We start from the raw sequence: 19,720 nt of genomic DNA, 5'->3' as shown, positions 1-19,720 counted from the left end.
TGCCGTGCGGTGAAGTGAGCGCGCCGGGCATTCGGATCGCCGTCCAAAGAAAAACCCCGCAACGGCGAACCGTTCGGGGTTAGTTTGCTGCAGGCCTGCACCAGGCAGGCCCGGGTTGCATATGGCTGGATTAGAATCCGCCCATGCCACCCATACCGCCCATACCACCCATGTCAGGCATGGCAGGAGCGGGTTTGTCTTCAACGATTTCGCAAACAGCGGCTTCAGTTGTCAGCAGCAGGCTGGCAACAGATGCAGCGTTTTGCAGTGCTGTGCGAGTTACTTTGGTTGGATCCAGAACACCTTGTTCAACCAGATCACCGTACTCGCCAGTTGCAGCGTTGTAACCGTAGTTGCCTTCACCGCTGGCTACCTGGTTGACAACAACGCTAGGCTCGTCGCCAGCGTTCGCAACGATCGTGCGCAGAGGAGCTTCAACAGCGCGCAGGATCAGTTTGATACCGGCTTCCTGATCGGAGTTGTCGCCTTTGACTTGTGCAATGGCTTTCTTGGCACGGATCAGCGCTACGCCACCGCCAGGAACGATACCTTCTTCAACAGCAGCGCGAGTTGCATGCAGGGCATCTTCAACACGTGCTTTTTTCTCTTTCATTTCAACTTCGGTCGCAGCACCAACACGGATCACAGCAACACCGCCTGCCAGTTTGGCAACGCGCTCTTGCAGTTTTTCACGATCGTAGTCAGAAGTGGCTTCTTCGATCTGTGTACGGATTTGTTTAACACGAGATTCGATGTTTGCGCTTACGCCTGCACCGTCGATGATGATGGTGTTTTCTTTACCCACTTCGATACGTTTGGCCTGACCCAGATCTTCCACTGTGGCTTTTTCCAGAGACATACCGGTTTCTTCAGAGATAACGGTACCGCCGGTCAGGATGGCGATATCTTCCAGCATGGCTTTACGACGGTCGCCAAAGCCAGGTGCTTTAACGGCTGTTGTTTTCAGGATGCCGCGGATGTTGTTCACAACCAGTGTTGCCAGGGCTTCGCCTTCAACGTCTTCAGCAATGATCAGCAGAGGACGGCTTGATTTGGCAACTTGTTCCAGGATAGGCAGCAGGTCACGGATGTTGCTGATTTTTTTGTCGAAAATCAGAACGAATGGATCTTCCAGAGCAGCAACCTGTTTGTCCTGGTTGTTGATGAAGTAAGGAGACAGGTAACCACGGTCAAATTGCATACCTTCAACGACGTCCAGCTCGTTGTCCAGTGATTTGCCGTCTTCAACAGTGATCACGCCTTCTTTGCCTACTTTGTCCATGGCATTGGCGATGATGTCACCAATAGAGCTATCGCTGTTGGCAGAGATAGAACCAACCTGAGCAATTTCCTTGCTGGTTGTGCATGGGCGTGACAGAGATTGCAGTTCTGTAACGGCAGCAGCGACGGCTTTGTCGATACCGCGTTTCAGGTCCATTGGGTTGATGCCAGCGGCAACGTATTTGAGGCCTTCTTCAACAACAGCCTGAGCCAGCACGGTAGCAGTTGTCGTACCGTCACCAGCGTTGTCAGATGTTTTAGAAGCTACTTCTTTAACCAGCTGAGCGCCGATATTTTCGAATTTGTCTTTCAGTTCGATTTCTTTGGCAACAGATACACCGTCTTTAGTAACGGTAGGGGCGCCGAAAGAGCGCTCCAGAACAACGTTACGGCCTTTAGGGCCCAGTGTTGTTTTAACAGCGTTTGCCAGAACGTTTACACCACGGACGATGCGAACGCGTGCGTCGTCACCGAAAAATACTTGCTTAGCAGCCATGTTTAATTCCTTGATTGAATGTCTCGGTAGCCCTTATATGCCTTGCTTCTTAAGCAGGGCGGGCAGGTTGGTTTTTGCGGGCGGATCAGCCGACTACTGCGAGGATTTCTTCTTCGCGGATAACCAGCAGCTCTTCACCGTCAACTTTGACGGATTGACCGGCATACTTACCAAAAAGGACTTTGTCGCCTACTTTCAGGTCAACGGCGATAACTTTGCCATCTTCTGTTTTTTTGCCTGGACCAACAGCAATAACTTCACCCTGATCTGGTTTTTCTGCTGCACTGTCAGGGATAACGATACCGGACGCTGTTTTACGTTCGTTATCGAGGCGCTTGATGATCACGCGGTCTTGCAAAGGACGCAATGCCATGGAGAAACTCCTGAATATATAAAAATAGGTTGGTAAATTGAGTTAGTCAGGGCGGCTGTTAGCACTCGACCCTACTGAGTGCTAATTATAGGGATGAATAGCGTAGTTTCAAGAGGGAAAGATGGGTTGTTACATTTTTGACACGGAGGGAGGGGACGATTGTCATTCAGTTTGGAGCTATTACTATTTACTGTCGAAGTTTTCTTAGAATCAGAGTCTGGCTACTTTATATTCAGAGCGATTATTTTGTGATGATTTATTTTTTTATTTAAATCAATAGCTTAAGATTAAATGGCAAATTTCATCGAAAAATTCGATTTTTTGTCTCTTAATAGAGGAGAAAAACACGGGTGCACATAATGACTCGTTCCGGAAAATCTGACGCTATGGAGCTCGTAATTCGGAAAATATCAAGATAAGAAGCCTAACTCTGTTTTTTTGCTGAAAAATCTGAGTATAGAAGAACCAGACCACGTTTGAGCTGATACAACATAGATTATTCGAAGCTCTTTTGTGGGTAATGGACGCTATTCTACATCATGGTCGGGAAGCAACATGTTTCGAAAAAATAGTATCTATTGTTGAGCGTTTTCAGTTTTTATTTGCCGAATTGTTTACAAATATTCCCGGCTCACTAAAGATAAAATCAATTAATTTTGTATGTAGGTATCGATTTCTATAATATGACATTGAGTTATCCTCAAAAGAATAATTCATTGCTGTTAGATCCGTTACCCAAACACCGATATAGTCGTCGAGATTATCATAGTCAGATAAATTTCGATATTCGATATCCTTAGGCATTAACATAAAATTAAGAGACTCTATATTTGACTGGTTGCGTTGACCCAGTAAGCCTGGTAGTAAACACTCACATCGATCCAGAATGTATTGCTTATCTGTCTTATCAACTAAGGTAAGTCCTAGATTCTCTTTTATTGGGTATAGGCTATCTAAATATCGAACACCAAAACGGTAAAACTGAAAATCCATTATCGGTTTTCTATCTCCCCAATTTATTCGATTAAATACGAATTTATCAAATAGGGAAAAGAAAGATTCCAAAATGAAGTTTTGCTCTGTCAATTGAGCACCGATCATTAATAATCCACGATATAACTGTTTCGCGATCCGTACTTCGTGTAGTTGGTCGCCTTGTTGGTGTGCCAATTTGATCAGTATGACTAAAATAGCGAGTGAATCTAAAGTGGTTAATCTCAGGATTTTGTCCGTGAAGGAATCACGATACAAGTTAACCGACCGATACCAATCCTTGCCTACATTGTTTAAATAACGGGTATCTAGCTTCGACAGCAGCAGACGAGCTAGATTGTCGTCTAGCGATTCTAGATTGATGGCTGTCCATAAAAGATTATTCATTAACCAGGCGCTATCGCGAACTTTCTTTTCACATCGGGCGATTACGCTTGGGCGAGGGGATCGCAATGCCATCCAGTATTTATAGTATTTATTCGATGAACGTTCTGATGGTGAATCAAAAATATTATCTAATACTTTTTCCAATTGAGAGGAATTCGCGCAATTGGTCCTGATCATTAATTCATGGCACCAAACCCGAGCTGTTTGGTTGAGAATATGATTTGTATCGTTTTTTTTTCATAACCAAAGATTTTTCTAGTTTAGAAAATTTTAAGATTATGATTATATTGAATAAATTTTCATTTGAAACTTAAATTTTGCAAAAAAAAGGACGGTGTCACAAGTTCTAATAATTGGATACGCTACTGTTTAAAGTGTGAAATGTGGCGAGAGACGAATGTAGGGGCCAGATGATGGATGGCAAACGCGAAAGTATCTATGAAAATTTATTGGAACAATATGGCTACTTTATTCATTCAACAAAGGTATGGAAAGTAGCCAGCTATACATCCGCATCCGCATATAGAAAGGCACGAAGTAAGGGCTTATTGCCTTTTCGGGAAATCGAGCTTGATGGGCGGAAGGGAAGGTATGTTCGGACCGCTTCAGTATCTGCATGGCTAGAGAGCCAAATTGCGAAAGGCGACCTTGGGATAAAGGAGAAATGAAATGTAAATGAAAAAACCGGACAACTTCTAAGAAGCGCCGGTCTTGTCATCCTCATAGTGAGGAGGTACTGCTCTCACAGGTAAAGTATCTCTCTTTTTATTGATGGTGTCAAGCTGGTTAGTCACGTCTATATAAAGAGAAGATTATGAAACAAGTTAGAAAACTAGTCCACCGCTCGCCGCATCGGCGAGTGGGATACGTGGTTTGTACCCACGTTCAATCTGAGCCAATTGAATACGAAAGCCGCCTTGAGCGCGATTTTGTTCGTATCGCTTTACTACATCCCTCCATCCGGCGAATTGTCGCCCAGCCAATACAAATTGATATACCTGGATTCGGAAGGTATACGCCTGATTATTTGCTTTTAGACAAGAATGCACAAAGGTATATAGTCGAAGTCAAATCATCAGTGTTTGTTGATAAATACGAAGACAAAATTTCAGCTGCTAAACACCAATTCGATCAAAACGGCATGAAATTTTTTCTCATTACAGATCAACACATCGAGAAGCGCAAACAATTTGCCAGTTTAGTCCATCGATATTCTCAATCTTACTACTCGTCATCTGCAAGAACAGAGGTAATGGAAAAAATCAATTCCTTACGTCTTCCGGCTTCTGTCAATGAAATTGTCGGGCGATTGAGTATTCCAATTGAATTCATCTATTACCTAATTGGTCATCGTTACCTACAAATTGATGCATGTAATGAAAACGGACTAATTATTGACGATAAAGGACAGGAAAATGGCGAAGTTTCAATTGAAAGATGGATTGGTGTTGCAACGAGGTAAGCAGCTGTTGAAGTTCCAGCGAATGCTCCCTGAGAATTTGATACAGCTTGAAAATGTGGAAACTGGATTGATTGAGAAAATGTCACTAGACGAGTTACTGGATAAGATTGAGCGTAAAGAACTTATTGTCCAAGGAGGAAGTCACGTTTGTAATGCCATATCGGTGAAATTGCCTAACGTGCAATCCAGCATACATGTAATCATTGACACCGCTCGATTCTCTGCAAAAGCAAAAGCAAAGTATGAACGCAAAATTAATTATGTTCTTCGTTGTAAAAAAGAGGGCGTAACGCAAGGTTGCATAAGACAGATTACGAGAGTGATTGCCACTATAGCTGCCAATACCAATGATAAAAACCCTCCCGCTCCGACGACGGTCGCGGATTGGCTACGTATATATAATCAGAGCGGATGCGACAATCGTAGCCTCTTGCCTAAGCCAAGAATGAGTCGGAAAATAGGGGAAAGAATAGGACAGGAAAAGTTAGACTTAATCCATGAGTTTATAACACGGTACTATTTACAACGAAGCGGGAAGAGTATAGAAGACACATACAATTTCCTCTCTTCGGAGATGCGAACTCGGTTAGGAGAAGACGCATATGTGAGCATATCGACGGTAAAAAAGATAATTAGGCAAATCTCACCGTACGAGAGAGAAAAGATTCGCGAGGGAGCCGCCTTTGCCGCCGCAAGATGGCGCCACGCCATTGGTGGAATAAACGCAGAATATCCGTTGCAAGTGGTGGAAATTGATCATACTGAACTGTCCATCTATGTAATTGATTCCAGGATTGGAATTGTGCTCGGAAGACCAATCATTACCATCATCATCGATTCGTGCACTGGATATATTCTTAGTCTTGTTATTTCTTTTGAAGGCACGACTGTTGCTAGGGTAGTTAGAGCGATTAAATTTGCGTTAACACCAAAAAATAAAATTGTGGCTGAGCTAGGGCTGAAGAACGAGTGGATTACTCCAGGTTTATGGCAAACAATGCTGACTGATAATGCTAGTGAATTTCATGCAGCAGACGCAAATGCTATTGCATTACAAATGGGATTTGACGTTGAACGATCTCCAGTTAGAAAACCGTGGTTTAAACCCGGAGTGGAACGGTCTATGTTGTCTGTCGTCAATGCACTTCCGCGTTATGGAAGGTCCGAATTGATTCAGGGAGTTCATAAGCCCATTGATCCCAAGAAGACGGCTTCTATTGCTTTTGACGATTTGCATGCTGCGTTAATCAAATGGGCTGTAGACATTTATCCATTCAAAATATCAGATCGCACTCAAGACTGCGCATTTGATAGGATGAAGGAGGGTCTTAAGAAAGTTCCAGCACCTGTTTTCAATGATGATTTGAGAGCGTTGGATATTTTTGCGGCGATTCCTACTAGAGTAAAAGTTAGCCAAGCAGGGATTGAGAAATTCTATTTAGATTATCGCAGTCGTGGATTGGCCAAATGGCAAAAAAATATGGTCCAAAATTCGACGTGGATGCGCGATTAGACCCTGAGAATTTAGGTGGAATTTGGGTTCAGGAGCCCAAAGAAAAAACATGGCTGTGGGTTCCGGTATTGCAGAAATCTTACGCGGACGGCCTATCTTTGACTGCACATCGCATAATTCGAATGAGTAAGGCATTAGATCTTAGAAGATCCAGGAAGTTAGAGCACTATCAAGATGCGATTTACGCACTGAAGAAGGGATGGCAAAAGAAGATCAAGGCCGGAAAACTCAGCCTCCGGGAGGCGAAAAAAATGGCAATCATTAACGAACAAAGCAACTTCAAATCACCAGCTAAAAAACTAAGCTCGGAGCAAATCGACTCACTTGTGAACGAAATCCCAGAAGGTATGCCGACGCTAACTCTCGATGATCTTCCTGACATAACAATCATACGTCTAGACGAGATGGAGGGCTGATTATGGAATATAGTTACGACGCGTTAGTGGCTGGTAAGGCTATGCGGGAAGTGGTTGTACGCCATCCTAAGTTTAATGACGCATTAACGTTAATTTCGAACGTCGTGCAAATCGGTAATTCAACTGGTGCACCTGCGGGTGTACGAATTATTGCGCCCGCTGGATCCGGAAAGACCTTCCTATTTCAATGTCTGCGTAAAAATATTATTGGGCTACCGATCCTAAAGGACAAGCTCGCCGTAATACATGCATCCCTAAAAGAAAGCCCAACGGTCGCGCAGATTCAGAATGAATTGCTATCTAATTTTCAGTACGATGCTGGACTCGTAACTACACGCTCGTCTACAAACAATGAAATTAATATAATTTTGCTCCGCTCAATTAAGGACCTTGGTGTCAAACTAATTGTTCTCGATGAATTTCAACACATTTTTCTGCAGCAAGGAAAAGTCTCGACGATCGTGGTTGACTGGGTAAAACGACTCATGAATGAGACTGCGGTGCCCGTTGTCCTTATCGGGACTGAAATGCTTGATCAACTTACAGGGATAGATCCTCAACTTACCACTCGAGTTCCAACTTCAATAAGGCTAGGACTATTCCGTTATGACAAGCACTGGCTCGTATTTCTGAAAGGATTAGCGGATAGCTGCGAGAAAATAGATCTTTCTGATATATATGAACGGTACTCTAGAGAGTTTTTTACTGCGACTAATGGTACGCCGCGTTTGCTCAAATCTCTGCTCATTCAGATTGTGATTCTTGGGGTAACGGAAAAAAGGGAAAAAGTAGATATTTCGTTAATTCGACGTGCTTATGAGCTGGTATTTGGACCCGAATCAGCTCAGGAGAGCCCCTTTGCAACTTTTTCTTGATCCAATCCTAGGGCGACCGCTGCCAATTCAAGATGACCTGAAACCCGATGAGTCTGGAAATGGTTATGCATTGCGAATGACTGAGGCCAATGGAATACAGTTTAGCCAACTTGCTCGGAGCATGGCTTCACTTGGGCATCGATATCTGCCTAATGAAGTGGCTGGCAAAATCGCCTATCTATTCGGCGGTAATCCCATCGACGTTGGGAAAGCGATACCGAAGTCCTACCGAGAGAAGGGGCATATTATCACGGTATTTAAAGACTGCATACTAACGCGACCGTATCACGTACGGAGAAGCTGGACTCAAGTATGTCCGCTATGTTTACTTAATACTGGATTTGCGCAAGCACTCTGGGAGCTTTCATTGGTAACGGCATGCCCTGTGCATTACACGAGATTACTGGATCAATGTCCAAAATGTTTCAGAAAGTTAACTTGGCGTCGACCAAGTTTGCTTGAGTGCAACTGCGGAATGCGTTTGGAGGGGGCAGAGTTGGAAGCGCCCAGTGAAGCAGAACTGTGGCTTAGTTCAACTTTATTCTGCCTACTGTCAGACATTCGCATGTCGCCGGAAAGGGGGATTCCGTACGCATTTCTTGCCAATTTATCGCTCGATGTCTTGGTTAGGTTGATACGCGCACTTGGTATCAGTAGTGGGCCAGAGCACGTCAGTAATTTCAGACCCGGTAAGTTGACAAGAGTTTTAAGTAGTAAAGAGGCAGTGCAAGTGGTTCAGCGCGCATTTTTACGAATCAGTGATTTGTATGAGGACCGCGCTAACCGATTCACTAGTGCTTCTTTACATTTGAAAGAGGTAGCGGATATTTGCATTCATAGTAGTCAAGCAGAGCAAGAAAAGATATCTCTGCTATTCCAGAGGGTAGCTAGGCTGGAGAAAATTGACAAATCCATTACCAATAGCTTTCAGATGGATATGTTTTATGATTAGTCGAAATTTGTTGTTTGTACCAGAACTTATTTTGGATGAGTCGTTAGCCTCATATATAGCTCGACTGTGTCAGATGCATTCCGTTGACCCGGGGATATTGATGAGAGGCCTCTCTATACAACAAAAAAAAGACTACGATCTAGATGTTGAATACTCCGATCTGGTACAGTTGATACAAGGTACGCAGCTTACAGATAATGACATCTTCTTTTTTACGACAAGATTTTCTCATTTGCGGGAGCAAAATTTGCTTTGGCTGTTTCTAAGCTCAGATCGTGACAAAGGGTATTATAAATACTGCCCGCGCTGCCTGGAAACCGATTTCGTACCGTATTGGCGGTGGACATGGCGATTCAGACATTATGAGGTCTGCCCTAGACATAGAATTAAACTGCTCGATTGTTGTCACAGTTGCGGTCAAAGAATAAATATTAACAAGCGTTTGAACAAGCGGTATGTTAGTGGAGAAAATGGGTCAATTATGGGTTTCTGCTACCGTTGTGGTACGGCACTCAGTGACGCAGGGAGTAAACCTATCCAAAGCAAAAATTTAGCCAATTATTTAGAGCTACAGGATGTAATTACTAGCGCTTGTTTAAATGGCCGGTTTAAAGTACGGGGATTTGACGAAAATTTTCAGCTTAAATGCCTTCCAATATTCTTAATTCTATCGTTGTGCGAATTGGGAGATTTCACTGTTTCTGAAATGCGAAGGAATTACGAATCAGCTTTAAAAGAAATGAGGCGAGGTAGGTTTCCTAACACGAGATACTTGGATGAGCGTCCCATGAATAGAAAATTACCCCCTAAATCTAATATGCTTTTTGAACTGTATTCTTTTGGATTGAATGGGCACTGGCACAGGATCGTAGGTAAGGCTTAGTGCGTTATGGTTTGTCACTTGAGGTGTTTAAGGATTCAGCATTCTTTTTTAGACTCAGAGTAATTAGGAAGTCACTATGAATCGCATAAAAAATGCAAAATTTAGGCCGTTTGTCGAATTGCCTTTAGAAGACAGGCAAGCTGAAGCAACCCGCCTTCAACAGCAGATTGATCAATATATTTATGAATACGGCGGGGGCTTTACTAGTAGGGCTATGCTAAATGAGCCTGGTCGTCCGGAGATTTACGATCAGTCGTTTTCTTTCTACTTTTTAGGTAAGGACAAGCTCACTATATGGAACGCCATAATAATAACTGCTCGTAAGGCTTTTTGGGATGAAGTCAATGACTTAGCTCGTAATCGTGCGACTGACATGCTGACAGACGAAGAGCTTGAAGAGGTATTTAACGTTGAGTTTGTGCCAGTTCAATGGTCTCCTACGGGAGAAGTGCTTGGCTATTCTCGTGCTGAGAAAGAGGAGAGGCGCTTTGAGAAATTTGGCGGACTTACATATCATGAGATGTGTCGGAAACTAGAAACCGACATTATTCATAATGAGCCACCACCTATTTACGAATCCTACAGTCATGACCGGAGCTATGTCTATGGTATTGGATTGTATATTGTTGTAGATAAAGAAGTAATAAATCAGCCAGCTATAGATGCAGCAATCGAGCGATTTTTGGAGCTGGGAGAAAGAGAATGGGGTTTCAACCCATCCTGTTCCAAGGAATCGATTGCCGTTTGAAACGGAGATTGAGGCATTGGAGAGGTTGGGCTCGTGGGCAAGCCCTGATACCTGAGTTCAATTTTTTATGTACAAGAAGAGAATAGGGAGCAATAGAGATCATAAAGTGATGAATATCAAAGCAACGAATACTGTGATGCAGTCGATATCGGGCTATATTGTCTTTTTAATAACTCATGTTTAGAAGATAATGCAAAAATTCGACGGATCTATATTGAAAGAAATCACCGATATTTTGACCGAAATGACGAATGAGTCATACCTGGTACAGGTAGATAAAGACCAGCAGAAAAAATCTGACCGAGGGTGGATGTGTTTGGCGTTGGGGTTGGTGCTTGCGGTAAGTCTCTATATGCAACATGACTTCTTGGCAGCACTAATTGGTGAAAAATATTTTCGATGGTTCTTAATGGGTCTTGGTATTGTGGCTTGGGCACTAACCGCACTATTTTTTGTAACTTTTAAAAAATATAACAAACCAATTTACAGTAACCTTTTGGAGATATATTCGACTTCTACGGTTCAGGATGCCGTCTATATTAATAAGCTAATTAAATTTCCGACGGCATACTTGAAGCTCTCACTGGTACAGTATGAAAGTAACATATTAGTGCTTGAAAACAGAGTTCAAGTATTTTCTGGCGCTATCCAAAGTAAGGGGTTGCTTCCGGTATTGTTCGGGGTCGCAGTGACCTTGGTCGGAATAGCCGAGCCAAAAGCTTTGATTTTACTTATTGCTGCGTCGATCTTGGTCGCCGGGTTTTATATTTTTAGAGTATATGCGACACTCACCGCTGAACGGCCGAAGCAAGTAGCTCGGATACTGCAGTTAGCTATTGATTTGGCAGATAAAACTAACAAAGAGTCGATTTTACAGAATAGCGTTGAATTTCAATATTCGCCGCCAGGTAACCCGAATTTAAGCTTTGATAGGTAGTTCTAGGGAGACCTGGTTAATTTCGTATGGGTGCAATTATGTCAAGATCTAAGTCTGCTAGTCTTAAGCTCAAGATAGACCCTGATCTGTACGATACGGTTGAGTATGCAGCAGCGCTCCAAGGAAGTACGATTTCCGAATTTGTTGTTAGGGCCGTGAAAGCCGCTGCGCGACGGGAGATTGAGGATACTGAAATTGTGCGTCTATCGAAGGCTCAACAAGAATGTTTTGCTCATGCGTTAATGAATCCATCAGCGCCTTCACCAGCTCTGAAGAAAGCATTTGTTCGTCATAAGCAATTCATCATCGGTCATTAGTCGTTTATTGATAGCTTTCAAAAAGCCCTGGGTCAAGAAAAAGAATATGTAAATATATCTACCAAGATACTAAATTGGTTTGGTTTGGTGCTGCATATAAATGCCACGGCTCCCCCGACTGTCGTCCGAGCGCTTTTTATGATTTTTCTGTAAAAATTGACATACGGGTGAACGGCCAAAGAAATGGGTTGGCTTTCGTTATGTGTTTGATTGGACAGAGTAATAGGTAGTTCCCCTAGGCCGTTGTTTGTCGACTCGGTAAATAAATAAGAATACAATGTAACTTTTGGAAACCAATGGTGCCTATTGTTGTCTTTCAGGCGTCTTTTGGTGAAGTGCATTACAGGTAGTGTAATAGCTTATTGTTCAGTCTTAGGAGACACAGATGGCAACTAGAAAAATTGGAAGAGATGCGGAAAATGGCCGATTTAAACCAGTCAAAGAAGCGGAAAAAGATAAGAAGGGGTCAATTGTTGAAACGATCAAGATCCCAGGAAAGTCTATCCCTGCGAAGAAGGGGAAATAGGTAAGAAGGAGAGTGACATTATGTCATCGAAGCCGATGCTCAAGGTTGAGGGGTCTACTATCAAGCTGGGGAAAGACAATCTAGGGGTGATGGTTTTGAGGCTTTACTTAGACTAGAAAATAGGTGTTATTTGTTTTAACAAACAGTCATGCATGAGTGAATGTAATCACTCTTCGTTAAAGCCGGCCACCATATGTAGGCGGCAACTTCGGAAATATCGGGAATACTGAATGAAATTCATTCACAATGATTTCGGTAAATTGCAATTCGAAAAACATGTAGAAACTACATTCTCAGATATAAGCGAGAGTTGGCGTGAAAATATGTTCTCAGCGTTAAGTCAAAAAGGGTTTTCGAGGACCGGTAGGAGAACTACAAATGGACTTGTTTGACCCACTAACAATTCAACTTACTTTACCGGCAAAGAGCGCTGCAACTCGAAAAATCGGTGGAAATTTTGTACATAAGCTGTTTTTCAGAACCATTACATTAGAAGCGCAAGTCAGAAACTCGGCAACCCAAGGATATTTCGAGCTTGCGACGGGACTACCGCCGCCTTTCGCTAGTATCTATTTGAAAAATCCTCATGCCAGAGGAAAATGCCCGAATGGCGTGGCTTCTCTTAAAGCCAAAGTATCTTTCACTATAGATAACTGGCATGAAAATATTCAGTTAAGTTGGGAGCAGTTTCCGGAACACGTTTTTAGCACGGAGCCTGATGAAATTCATGAACTTTGGCGTCATCAATTTCAATTTAAAGAGGAAGATTCAATTCGCAATTTTCCAGGACTTCGTAAGCCTCAACTTGGTGCTCTCCACGCTATCGCTGGCCATTTCGCTACTGATTTGAAAGTGGAACCAGCAACCGTTGTGCTGCCAACTGGAACTGGTAAAACGGAAACCATGCTCGCCACCATGGTATATCAGAGATGCGCGAAAATATTGGTCGTAGTCCCATCTGACTCACTTCGGTTGCAAATATCAAAAAAATTTATTGAGCTGGGGTATTTGCCGGAGCTAACTGTTATCCCGTCCAATACTGCACTGCCGAATGTTGCCATTATTAAAAAGGGAATACAGTTTGTTGAACAGGCTGAGCAGTTAGCCAGCGTGTCCAATGTTTTGGTTGCAACGGCCAGTGTATTGTCTTCCTGTTCTGAAGAAGCTTTGATTGCGCTGTGTGGAGCGTGCACGCACCTGTTTGTTGATGAGGCTCACCATATATCGGCATCATCCTGGAACGCTATCCGAGAGCGTTTCATAGAAAAACGTATCGTGCAGTTTACGGCTACACCATTTAGAAATGATAAAAAGTCCCTTGGCGGGAGGATTATCTATAACTACACAATGGGGGAAGCGCAGCGAGCGGGCTATTTTACGAACGTGAACCTATTACCTATAGAGGAGTATTACTCCGATCGTATGGACTACGCAATAGCCGATAAAGCGATAAACCAATTGCGAGCAGATCTGAACAATGGGCTGGATCACTTGCTTATGGCTAGAACTAGTAACAAGCATCGGGCAGAAGAAATTACGGTTATTTATCAGAGCCTTGTGCCAGACTTTAATCCAGTCGTGGTGCATTCTGGATATTCTAAATCGGAGGTGAAAAGTCGTCTTGATAAACTATTGACAAGACAATCTAGAATCGTAATTTGTGTAGATATGTTGGGTGAAGGCTATGATCTACCTAACTTGAAAATAGCAGCCTTGCATGATCATCACAAGAGCCTGGCGGTAACGCTACAATTCATTGGGCGATTTACACGCGTTAATCGAGCTCAAAATCTCGGACAGGCCAGTGTGGTAATGAATATTGCAGATCCTGATGTAGAGGGAGAGCTGCAACATCTCTATTCAATCGGAGCAGATTGGGACAGCGTTCTCAGGCGACTTTCGGAAGGAAGAATTGCCAGAGAGGTCAGGTTGCAGGAGGTGGTTGACGCCTTAAAGGGAAAAGGCGATTTACATGATCAAATCTCACTTTGGAACCTTGAACCTAGCTGTTCAGCAATGTTATTCAAAACCTCATGCAACCACTGGGAGCCGGAAAAGTACAAAGAGGAGCTACCCAAATTCGAAGAATCCTGGCATGCAATTGCGGATGATGAAAATTTGCTGGTAGTGCTGGCTGTTCAGGCAACATCTGTCCGTTGGGGTAGCTATAAAGATCTCAAAGATACGAACTATAAAATATTAATTGCACACTGGGACCCTGATAGGTCTGCTTTGTTTGTGTTTTCAAATGACTATAAAGTCTTTCGAGTTGAGAGCTTGGTCGCTGCTTTGTGCAACGATAATTGTGAACTTGTCAGTGGCGAAAAGGTGTTCAACGTTTTTAATGGCATTGAATATCCTCTAGTAAGAAATTTAGGAGCAGCCCAGATCGGGGCTATCAGCTTTACTCAATACTTTGGTTCAAATGTGACTGACGGACTTTCCTTGATTGAAGCGTCCCAATCTAGCTTAAGTAATATCGCTGCACTAGGGTATGAGTTGGGGAATCGTGTTATCTGGGGGTGCTCACAGCGTAAAGGTAAAGTCTGGTCGCCACAAAAAGGCGGCAGCATCGCTGATTGGTGCAACTGGGTAAAGAGAGCTTGGGATAAGATTTTCAGCTCTGAACCAGATCCGAATAATTTGACCCGTAACTTTTTGCGCCCTATACCATTACTTGAGCCTTACAAGGAATATCCAATATCAGCGCAATGGGGCGAATACTTGCTTACCGCTTTCGAGGATAAAGTAACCTTTCACTTTGGTCCTGTATCAGCTCATTTATATATCGTGGAGGTTAGGACGGATGGTAAGTTTGACGATGGTAGTGTAAGACTCGTATTTTCTACCGACGAAGTTACGTCCGAGTACAAATTGTGTATTTTAGGAGACACCACACCTAAAGGTTATGGCTATCAACTGATATCTGGCCCTGAAGTCTTCATACAACGTGGTGAATCTGAACCCATACTGCTCTCAGAGCACATGGAAATTGACCCGATAATGATTCATTACTCTGATGGGGCATTTTCTTACAACGCTCATATTGTTCATGTTAGCCAGGATATTGGTCTTTACGATAAAGGCGAGATTGTTGCTTTCGATTGGCAAGGGACGGATATTCGCAAGGAATCCATGGGATATGAGCGTGATCGAACGTCTATCCAATGGCGCTGGTTCAATGAAATACAAGAAGATTACGACGTTGTTATTAACGATGATGGAAAGGGTGAATCAGCTGATTTGGTCGGATTGAAAATTCTTGATGATTGTATTTTACTGACCTTAATCCATTGCAAGTACTCCGGTTTAGATCAGCCTGGGGCCAGACTAAAGGACTTGTACGAAGTTTGCGGGCAAGCGCAGCGTTGCATCCGGTGGAAACACCTTAATCTCACCTATTTGTATCACCATATAAAACGACGAGAGGAATTGTGGCGATCATGTGGCCACTCACGCTTTCTTAAAGGCGATATAAAGGATCTGGCTGCTATAAAAGAGCGCTCTAGAACAACACCTATCAGGTTCAACGTTGTTATTGTTCAGCCCGGGCTTTGCCTAAGTCAGGTTAATGAGGAAGGTCTTAAATTACTTGGTAGTACCGCGTTGTATATAAAAAAACGACGATGGCGGATCTGGCTGTGATTGGCTCTCTGTCTAGTCAATAGTTAAGAAGTTGTACTGTGCAAGGCTGAGGCGGATCAGAAATGACGAACTTTTGAGTTGTTTGACATTTATACATATTGAATGATGCTCGCGTTACTTGCGGATTGTTGTTTTAAAGAAAAAAGCATTATTTTTATTTGAAAAATATTTTTCTGTAATTGTTTGATTTCTTTATAAATTCAAGGCTGCCCCCTTGTGGTTTCTATATAAGCGGATGATACATTTTGAGGATATATTGAATCAAATAATATCTTTATGTTACTATGTATTTATCAGGCGTTTCGTCTGAGCTGTTGGTTTTCGAAGACTTTGACGAGTGTGGAAAACTCAGGGTTTTTCTTTTATTTTTAAGGAAAACGTCCTTTTTAGGACTTAACCGGCGTGTCGTGCCTAACTCCCCGCAGCAACAAGGGAGTACAGCATGGCGGGGCGATCTCTGATATTAGAGTCGGTTGTTGAGCTTGGAAGTTAATACCTGAGTCTGCGAAAGATTGTTTGTTTTCTACTAGTCCTCTTGATGTTGAGCAAGTGCTGGGATTGTCCAGTACGAAACTCAGGAGGGCGTATGGCCAAAAAGCCAAAAAACAAGTCAAAGAAACGTGGCAGGAATGTCACTAGAAAATCTAATGTTATCGAGCGTGAGCCAAATAACATGATTAACAGCGTTTTTCGCAGGCTCGAAGTGTTTATTGCCCTGATGAGGGTACTCAACATTTCAAAATCTTTATGGGACGGTCTAAAAGACCAATTTTTTCCATAGAGTAGGTATTCAACTTTATATCTGTTATTTTTCTATGCGCCCTTTGTACCTAGCCAAACCTATTGCATCACTTCAAGCACTATCGTCCGCTCTACGGATAGATGTACATGTACTTAAAAGTACTGCGGCAAACATAGACAGGCATTACCATCCACATTCGGTTCCGAAAAAGGACGGTTCGTCACGAAGTATTTATATTCCTAGCATTCATTTAAAGAAAATTCAAAAGCGAATTAATAGGAATATTTTTGACAAGATCAAATATCCTGACTACCTATTTGGTGGAATTAAGGAGCGAGACTACGTAAAGAATGCGAACGCCCATGCCTCTGCAGAAACATTAATTGCATTAGACATCCGCGGTTTTTATCCATCGATTACGTATGAAAAAACCTTGAAAATTTTCAAGTTTTTTTTTAAATTTCCAGAGGACGTAGCGGCCTTACTTACCGATTTGGTTTGTTTACGAGGACGAGTACCACAAGGCGCTTGTACAAGCTCTCATATTGCAAATCTATCGTTACATGAAGCGGAATATCATTTAGTCCAACATATACGTAATAAAGAATTTACGTATACCAGGCTTCTTGATGATATATCGATTTCTTCAAAAAAGCAGATAAACGAAATCCAGATTCAAACTCTTATTGGGAAGGTCCGTAAGATGTTAAATGAGCAGGGTTTTAAACTGCAAAACAAGAAAACGCGGATAACCTCTCGCAAAAACCCAGAGAAGTTGATGGAAGTAACAGGACTTTGGCTGAATAGAGGTCAGGCCCGCTTGCATCGACAGGAGCGACGGTTAATTCGCGCAGAATTACATAATTGCGAAAAGTTGTCAAAGCTAAGTAGAACGTCGATCGATTATCATGAATTGCATAACAGCTTATCTGGTCGAGTTGCAAAGCTTACCTATCTTGGACATAAAGAAGCAGCGTGCTATAGGTCACGTTTGCGGGAGATTTTGCCTGTCTATGACGATAATGAAATTCACCGCACAATTAAGCTAGTGAGCTTCTTGGAAAAGTCCTCGGTCAATGATAGAAAAAAATACGCATACTATGCGAAATTTCACCAAGTTGGTTATCGATTAAACATTCTACGACGGACACAAAGTGGTCTGGCCAACAAGTTAGCGGAAATATTAAGGACTTGTAAGCCACCGTTGAATAAAGAGGAGTTGTTCTATCATGAAATTATCTGAGGAAACCGTTGGGACTATTAAATGCTATTTTCCCTTGAAAGGATATGGTTTCATTACAAGACAAGCTGGAAAAGATTTATTTTTTCATTTTCGCGACGTGCGGGGTGAAGAATGGGCATTAGAGGGAGTCAAAGTGGGATTTCGCGTTCAGCGTTCAGAGAAAGGTTTGCAAGCGGTAGATATTTACCGAATTTCCTAGGTTGCTGTTATTAAATCAACATTTTGAAGACCAAATAACAGCCAAAAATAAATTTTTGCAACGCTAAATAAGCACGAAAGTTAACAAGGGAGGTATCACGTGTCGCTAAAAAGCCGACTACCTCTGTTAGCTTAGGTTATGAGAAGCGTTAATTTTTGGTAATAATCCACAGTCATTAAAATATATTTAATTTTTCTACTTTCTGTAATTGCTATCGCTTTTTCTTTCTTTACTCTAGAAGCCGTTTTCTTCCACTTGCGTGTGAGTGCTTCGCTAGAGAAAATGGAGAGTTTATGTACAGGAATATAAGAGCCTCTGAAAATCGACTGTCTATTGCGATTGTTTGGGAAGATCTTATAAAATTGACTGGACGAGGGCGGTGACTATACTGATCATATGCGATCGCTGTGCTTTTACTAATAGTGATATAAACTCTTTCTTTCCGCAGGATACTAGACGGGACGCGATGTGTTATTCGTGACGGTAAGCGTAAGGTTTGAAGTTTAAAATTCGTCATTAAAACACCTATGATTATCTGCATTCACCTCTATATATGAGCTCAAGTATACAAGTGGAGTGGTTGTTTGTATATGTCGATAAGGTCTAGGATATTGGTCCTTTGCTCGATCTCATTTTATGAAGACCAAAACTTGTAAAATATCATTTTAGAGAAAAATAGAATATCAATATAAGAAAACCGTTATCTTGTAAGTGACTGATTTTTAAGAAAGCTCAATATCGATATTCGAAAACGTCGACATTTACACAGCAATCCGAAGATGCCGAGCAGCAAACTTGGGAAAACATGAAAAATCTCACAAAAGTTGTTCAAACTCATATTTTTAGACGAGTCGCCGTAAGCGAAGTGAAAACTCGCTCAATTCGGGTATGCCGGATTGCTGGGCAGAATGGCACCAATTCTTTAGTCTTTTGATTAAATCTTCATTCGTCGCTGTCGCATCTTCCCAAAGTTGACACAATGCAGTTCTAAGATCCAATATTTTGTATGCCACTGGATTATTGGCCGCAATCAGCATGTTTTTGCTCATAACCTGGAAGCGTGTGGCGTTACGGTCGCGTGTGCTGACTCATTCAGCATTGAGAACCTAACGGAAAATGTAATGACCCAGCATTTTCTGCTCAACTTACGCGGCTAATGCAAATGCTTCGTCCGGGGTTTTCATATTCAACGCCTGATGTGGGCGCCGATAGTTGTAAAAGCGTATCCAGTCGCCTATAACACGACTGGCATGTTGCAGCGTTTCGAAGCGGTGACGATGCGCACATTGCTCTTTAAGCGTTCTGATGACCCGCTCTACCATGCCATTTTGCTGTGGGCAATGTGGCGTGATGAACTCCTGTCGAAGGCCATAGCTGCGAATCAATGCGGTGTAGCTGCGGCTGGTGAAGACCAGGCCATTATCGGATCGAAGCAGGAATGGTTCCGGGACACGTCCCAGCGTACCGAATCGAGCAATCAACGCATGCGCCAGAATAAGGTTTTATTCAATACATTCTATCTATTGAATAGTTAATAAAAAGTTAATAAAAAGTTAATAATGAATTAATTTTAATTTAATTCCCTTTGATTAAAAGCGAATTACCATAATATCTCTTGTTTCTACCCTGAAGCGTTTTGGTCAACATGGGGGTTGTCTAAATTCGTGCAGAGACATTGTCGATTCGTTCATCTATCCTTAATGCCATATTACAGGTTCGCTCAATGGCACTT

At 42.5% G+C, this 19,720-nt stretch carries 18 protein-coding genes; 13 read left to right on the top strand and 5 right to left on the bottom strand.

Features of this window, described 5'->3' with window-relative positions; genetic code table 11:
- Positions 1-130 precede the first annotated feature (130 nt).
- From groL to MIM_RS16850, 3 genes are all read right to left on the bottom strand, one after another.
- Complete coding sequence (groL, locus tag MIM_RS16860; RefSeq protein WP_025373934.1) at positions 131-1,777, bottom strand: chaperonin GroEL; 1,647 nt, start codon at positions 1,775-1,777, stop codon at positions 131-133.
- 85 nt (positions 1,778-1,862) lie between these two features.
- Entirely contained in the window at positions 1,863-2,150 is a 288-nt protein-coding gene (groES, locus tag MIM_RS16855; RefSeq protein ID WP_025373933.1) for a co-chaperone GroES, read from the bottom strand.
- A gap of 591 nt (positions 2,151-2,741) precedes the next feature.
- Positions 2,742-3,674 carry a hypothetical protein gene (locus MIM_RS16850; RefSeq protein ID WP_144084671.1) on the bottom strand — a complete coding sequence of 311 codons (933 nt, stop codon included), beginning with the start codon at positions 3,672-3,674 and terminating at the stop codon, positions 2,742-2,744.
- A 670-nt stretch (positions 3,675-4,344) separates the two neighbouring features.
- Between MIM_RS16850 and MIM_RS22980 the strand changes: the two genes are divergently transcribed.
- The 13 genes from MIM_RS22980 to MIM_RS16785 all read left to right on the top strand — a co-directional run bounded on the left by MIM_RS22980 (position 4,345) and on the right by MIM_RS16785 (position 17,988).
- Positions 4,345-4,992, top strand: coding sequence for a TnsA endonuclease N-terminal domain-containing protein (locus tag MIM_RS22980; protein ID WP_144084670.1), 648 nt, complete (start codon positions 4,345-4,347; stop codon positions 4,990-4,992).
- Positions 4,946-6,505, top strand: a complete 1,560-nt coding sequence (locus MIM_RS16840) for an integrase catalytic domain-containing protein (protein WP_025373930.1) — start codon at positions 4,946-4,948, stop codon at positions 6,503-6,505. The genes MIM_RS22980 and MIM_RS16840 overlap by 47 nt, the downstream gene beginning before the upstream one ends.
- Positions 6,460-6,921 carry a hypothetical protein gene (locus MIM_RS16835; protein ID WP_042070482.1) on the top strand — a complete coding sequence of 154 codons (462 nt, stop codon included), beginning with the start codon at positions 6,460-6,462 and terminating at the stop codon, positions 6,919-6,921. Before MIM_RS16840 ends, MIM_RS16835 begins: the two co-directional genes overlap by 46 nt.
- 2 nt (positions 6,922-6,923) lie before the next feature.
- Positions 6,924-7,796, top strand: coding sequence for a TniB family NTP-binding protein (locus MIM_RS16830; protein ID WP_025373928.1), 873 nt, complete (start codon positions 6,924-6,926; stop codon positions 7,794-7,796).
- A complete protein-coding gene (locus MIM_RS22630) occupies positions 7,780-8,748 on the top strand; it encodes a TniQ family protein (protein WP_158318746.1) in 969 nt (322 codons plus the stop codon). Before MIM_RS16830 ends, MIM_RS22630 begins: the two co-directional genes overlap by 17 nt.
- Complete coding sequence (locus MIM_RS23705; RefSeq protein ID WP_025373926.1) at positions 8,741-9,631, top strand: TniQ family protein; 891 nt, start codon at positions 8,741-8,743, stop codon at positions 9,629-9,631. Before MIM_RS22630 ends, MIM_RS23705 begins: the two co-directional genes overlap by 8 nt.
- A gap of 76 nt (positions 9,632-9,707) precedes the next feature.
- Complete coding sequence (locus MIM_RS16815; protein WP_222836893.1) at positions 9,708-10,379, top strand: hypothetical protein; 672 nt, start codon at positions 9,708-9,710, stop codon at positions 10,377-10,379.
- A 214-nt stretch (positions 10,380-10,593) separates the two neighbouring features.
- Positions 10,594-11,316 (top strand): hypothetical protein, encoded by a 723-nt coding sequence (locus MIM_RS16810; protein WP_144084669.1) that lies wholly within the window; start codon positions 10,594-10,596, stop codon positions 11,314-11,316.
- A 26-nt stretch (positions 11,317-11,342) separates the two neighbouring features.
- Complete coding sequence (locus tag MIM_RS16805; protein WP_042070479.1) at positions 11,343-11,633, top strand: type II toxin-antitoxin system TacA family antitoxin; 291 nt, start codon at positions 11,343-11,345, stop codon at positions 11,631-11,633.
- A 385-nt stretch (positions 11,634-12,018) separates the two neighbouring features.
- The gene (locus tag MIM_RS23335) at positions 12,019-12,159 is read left to right on the top strand and encodes a hypothetical protein (protein ID WP_169733361.1); all 141 of its coding nucleotides are present in this window, start codon (positions 12,019-12,021) and stop codon (positions 12,157-12,159) included.
- Positions 12,160-12,537: 378 nt separating this feature from the next.
- Entirely contained in the window at positions 12,538-15,804 is a 3,267-nt protein-coding gene (locus tag MIM_RS16800) for a DEAD/DEAH box helicase (protein ID WP_222836892.1), read from the top strand.
- Positions 15,805-16,619: 815 nt separating this feature from the next.
- Positions 16,620-17,789 carry a reverse transcriptase family protein gene (locus MIM_RS16790; protein WP_025373922.1) on the top strand — a complete coding sequence of 390 codons (1,170 nt, stop codon included), beginning with the start codon at positions 16,620-16,622 and terminating at the stop codon, positions 17,787-17,789.
- The gene (locus tag MIM_RS16785; protein ID WP_042070477.1) at positions 17,776-17,988 is read left to right on the top strand and encodes a cold shock domain-containing protein; all 213 of its coding nucleotides are present in this window, start codon (positions 17,776-17,778) and stop codon (positions 17,986-17,988) included. The genes MIM_RS16790 and MIM_RS16785 overlap by 14 nt, the downstream gene beginning before the upstream one ends.
- 842 nt (positions 17,989-18,830) lie before the next feature.
- Here the strand turns inward: MIM_RS16785 and MIM_RS23730 are convergent.
- Positions 18,831-19,025 (bottom strand): DesA/ISL3 alpha bundle tail domain-containing protein, encoded by a 195-nt coding sequence (locus MIM_RS23730; RefSeq protein ID WP_456047801.1) that lies wholly within the window; start codon positions 19,023-19,025, stop codon positions 18,831-18,833.
- A 108-nt stretch (positions 19,026-19,133) separates the two neighbouring features.
- The gene (locus MIM_RS22625) at positions 19,134-19,469 is read right to left on the bottom strand and encodes an integrase core domain-containing protein (RefSeq protein WP_245592763.1); all 336 of its coding nucleotides are present in this window, start codon (positions 19,467-19,469) and stop codon (positions 19,134-19,136) included.
- Positions 19,470-19,720: the final 251 nt, after the last annotated feature.

Source organism: Advenella mimigardefordensis DPN7 (assembly GCF_000521505.1).
In the GTDB taxonomy this organism is placed as follows: Bacteria; Pseudomonadota; Gammaproteobacteria; order Burkholderiales; family Burkholderiaceae_B; genus Advenella; species Advenella mimigardefordensis.
Note: the sequence above shows the minus strand (reverse complement) of the source record. Positions and strands in the feature narration are given on the sequence as shown.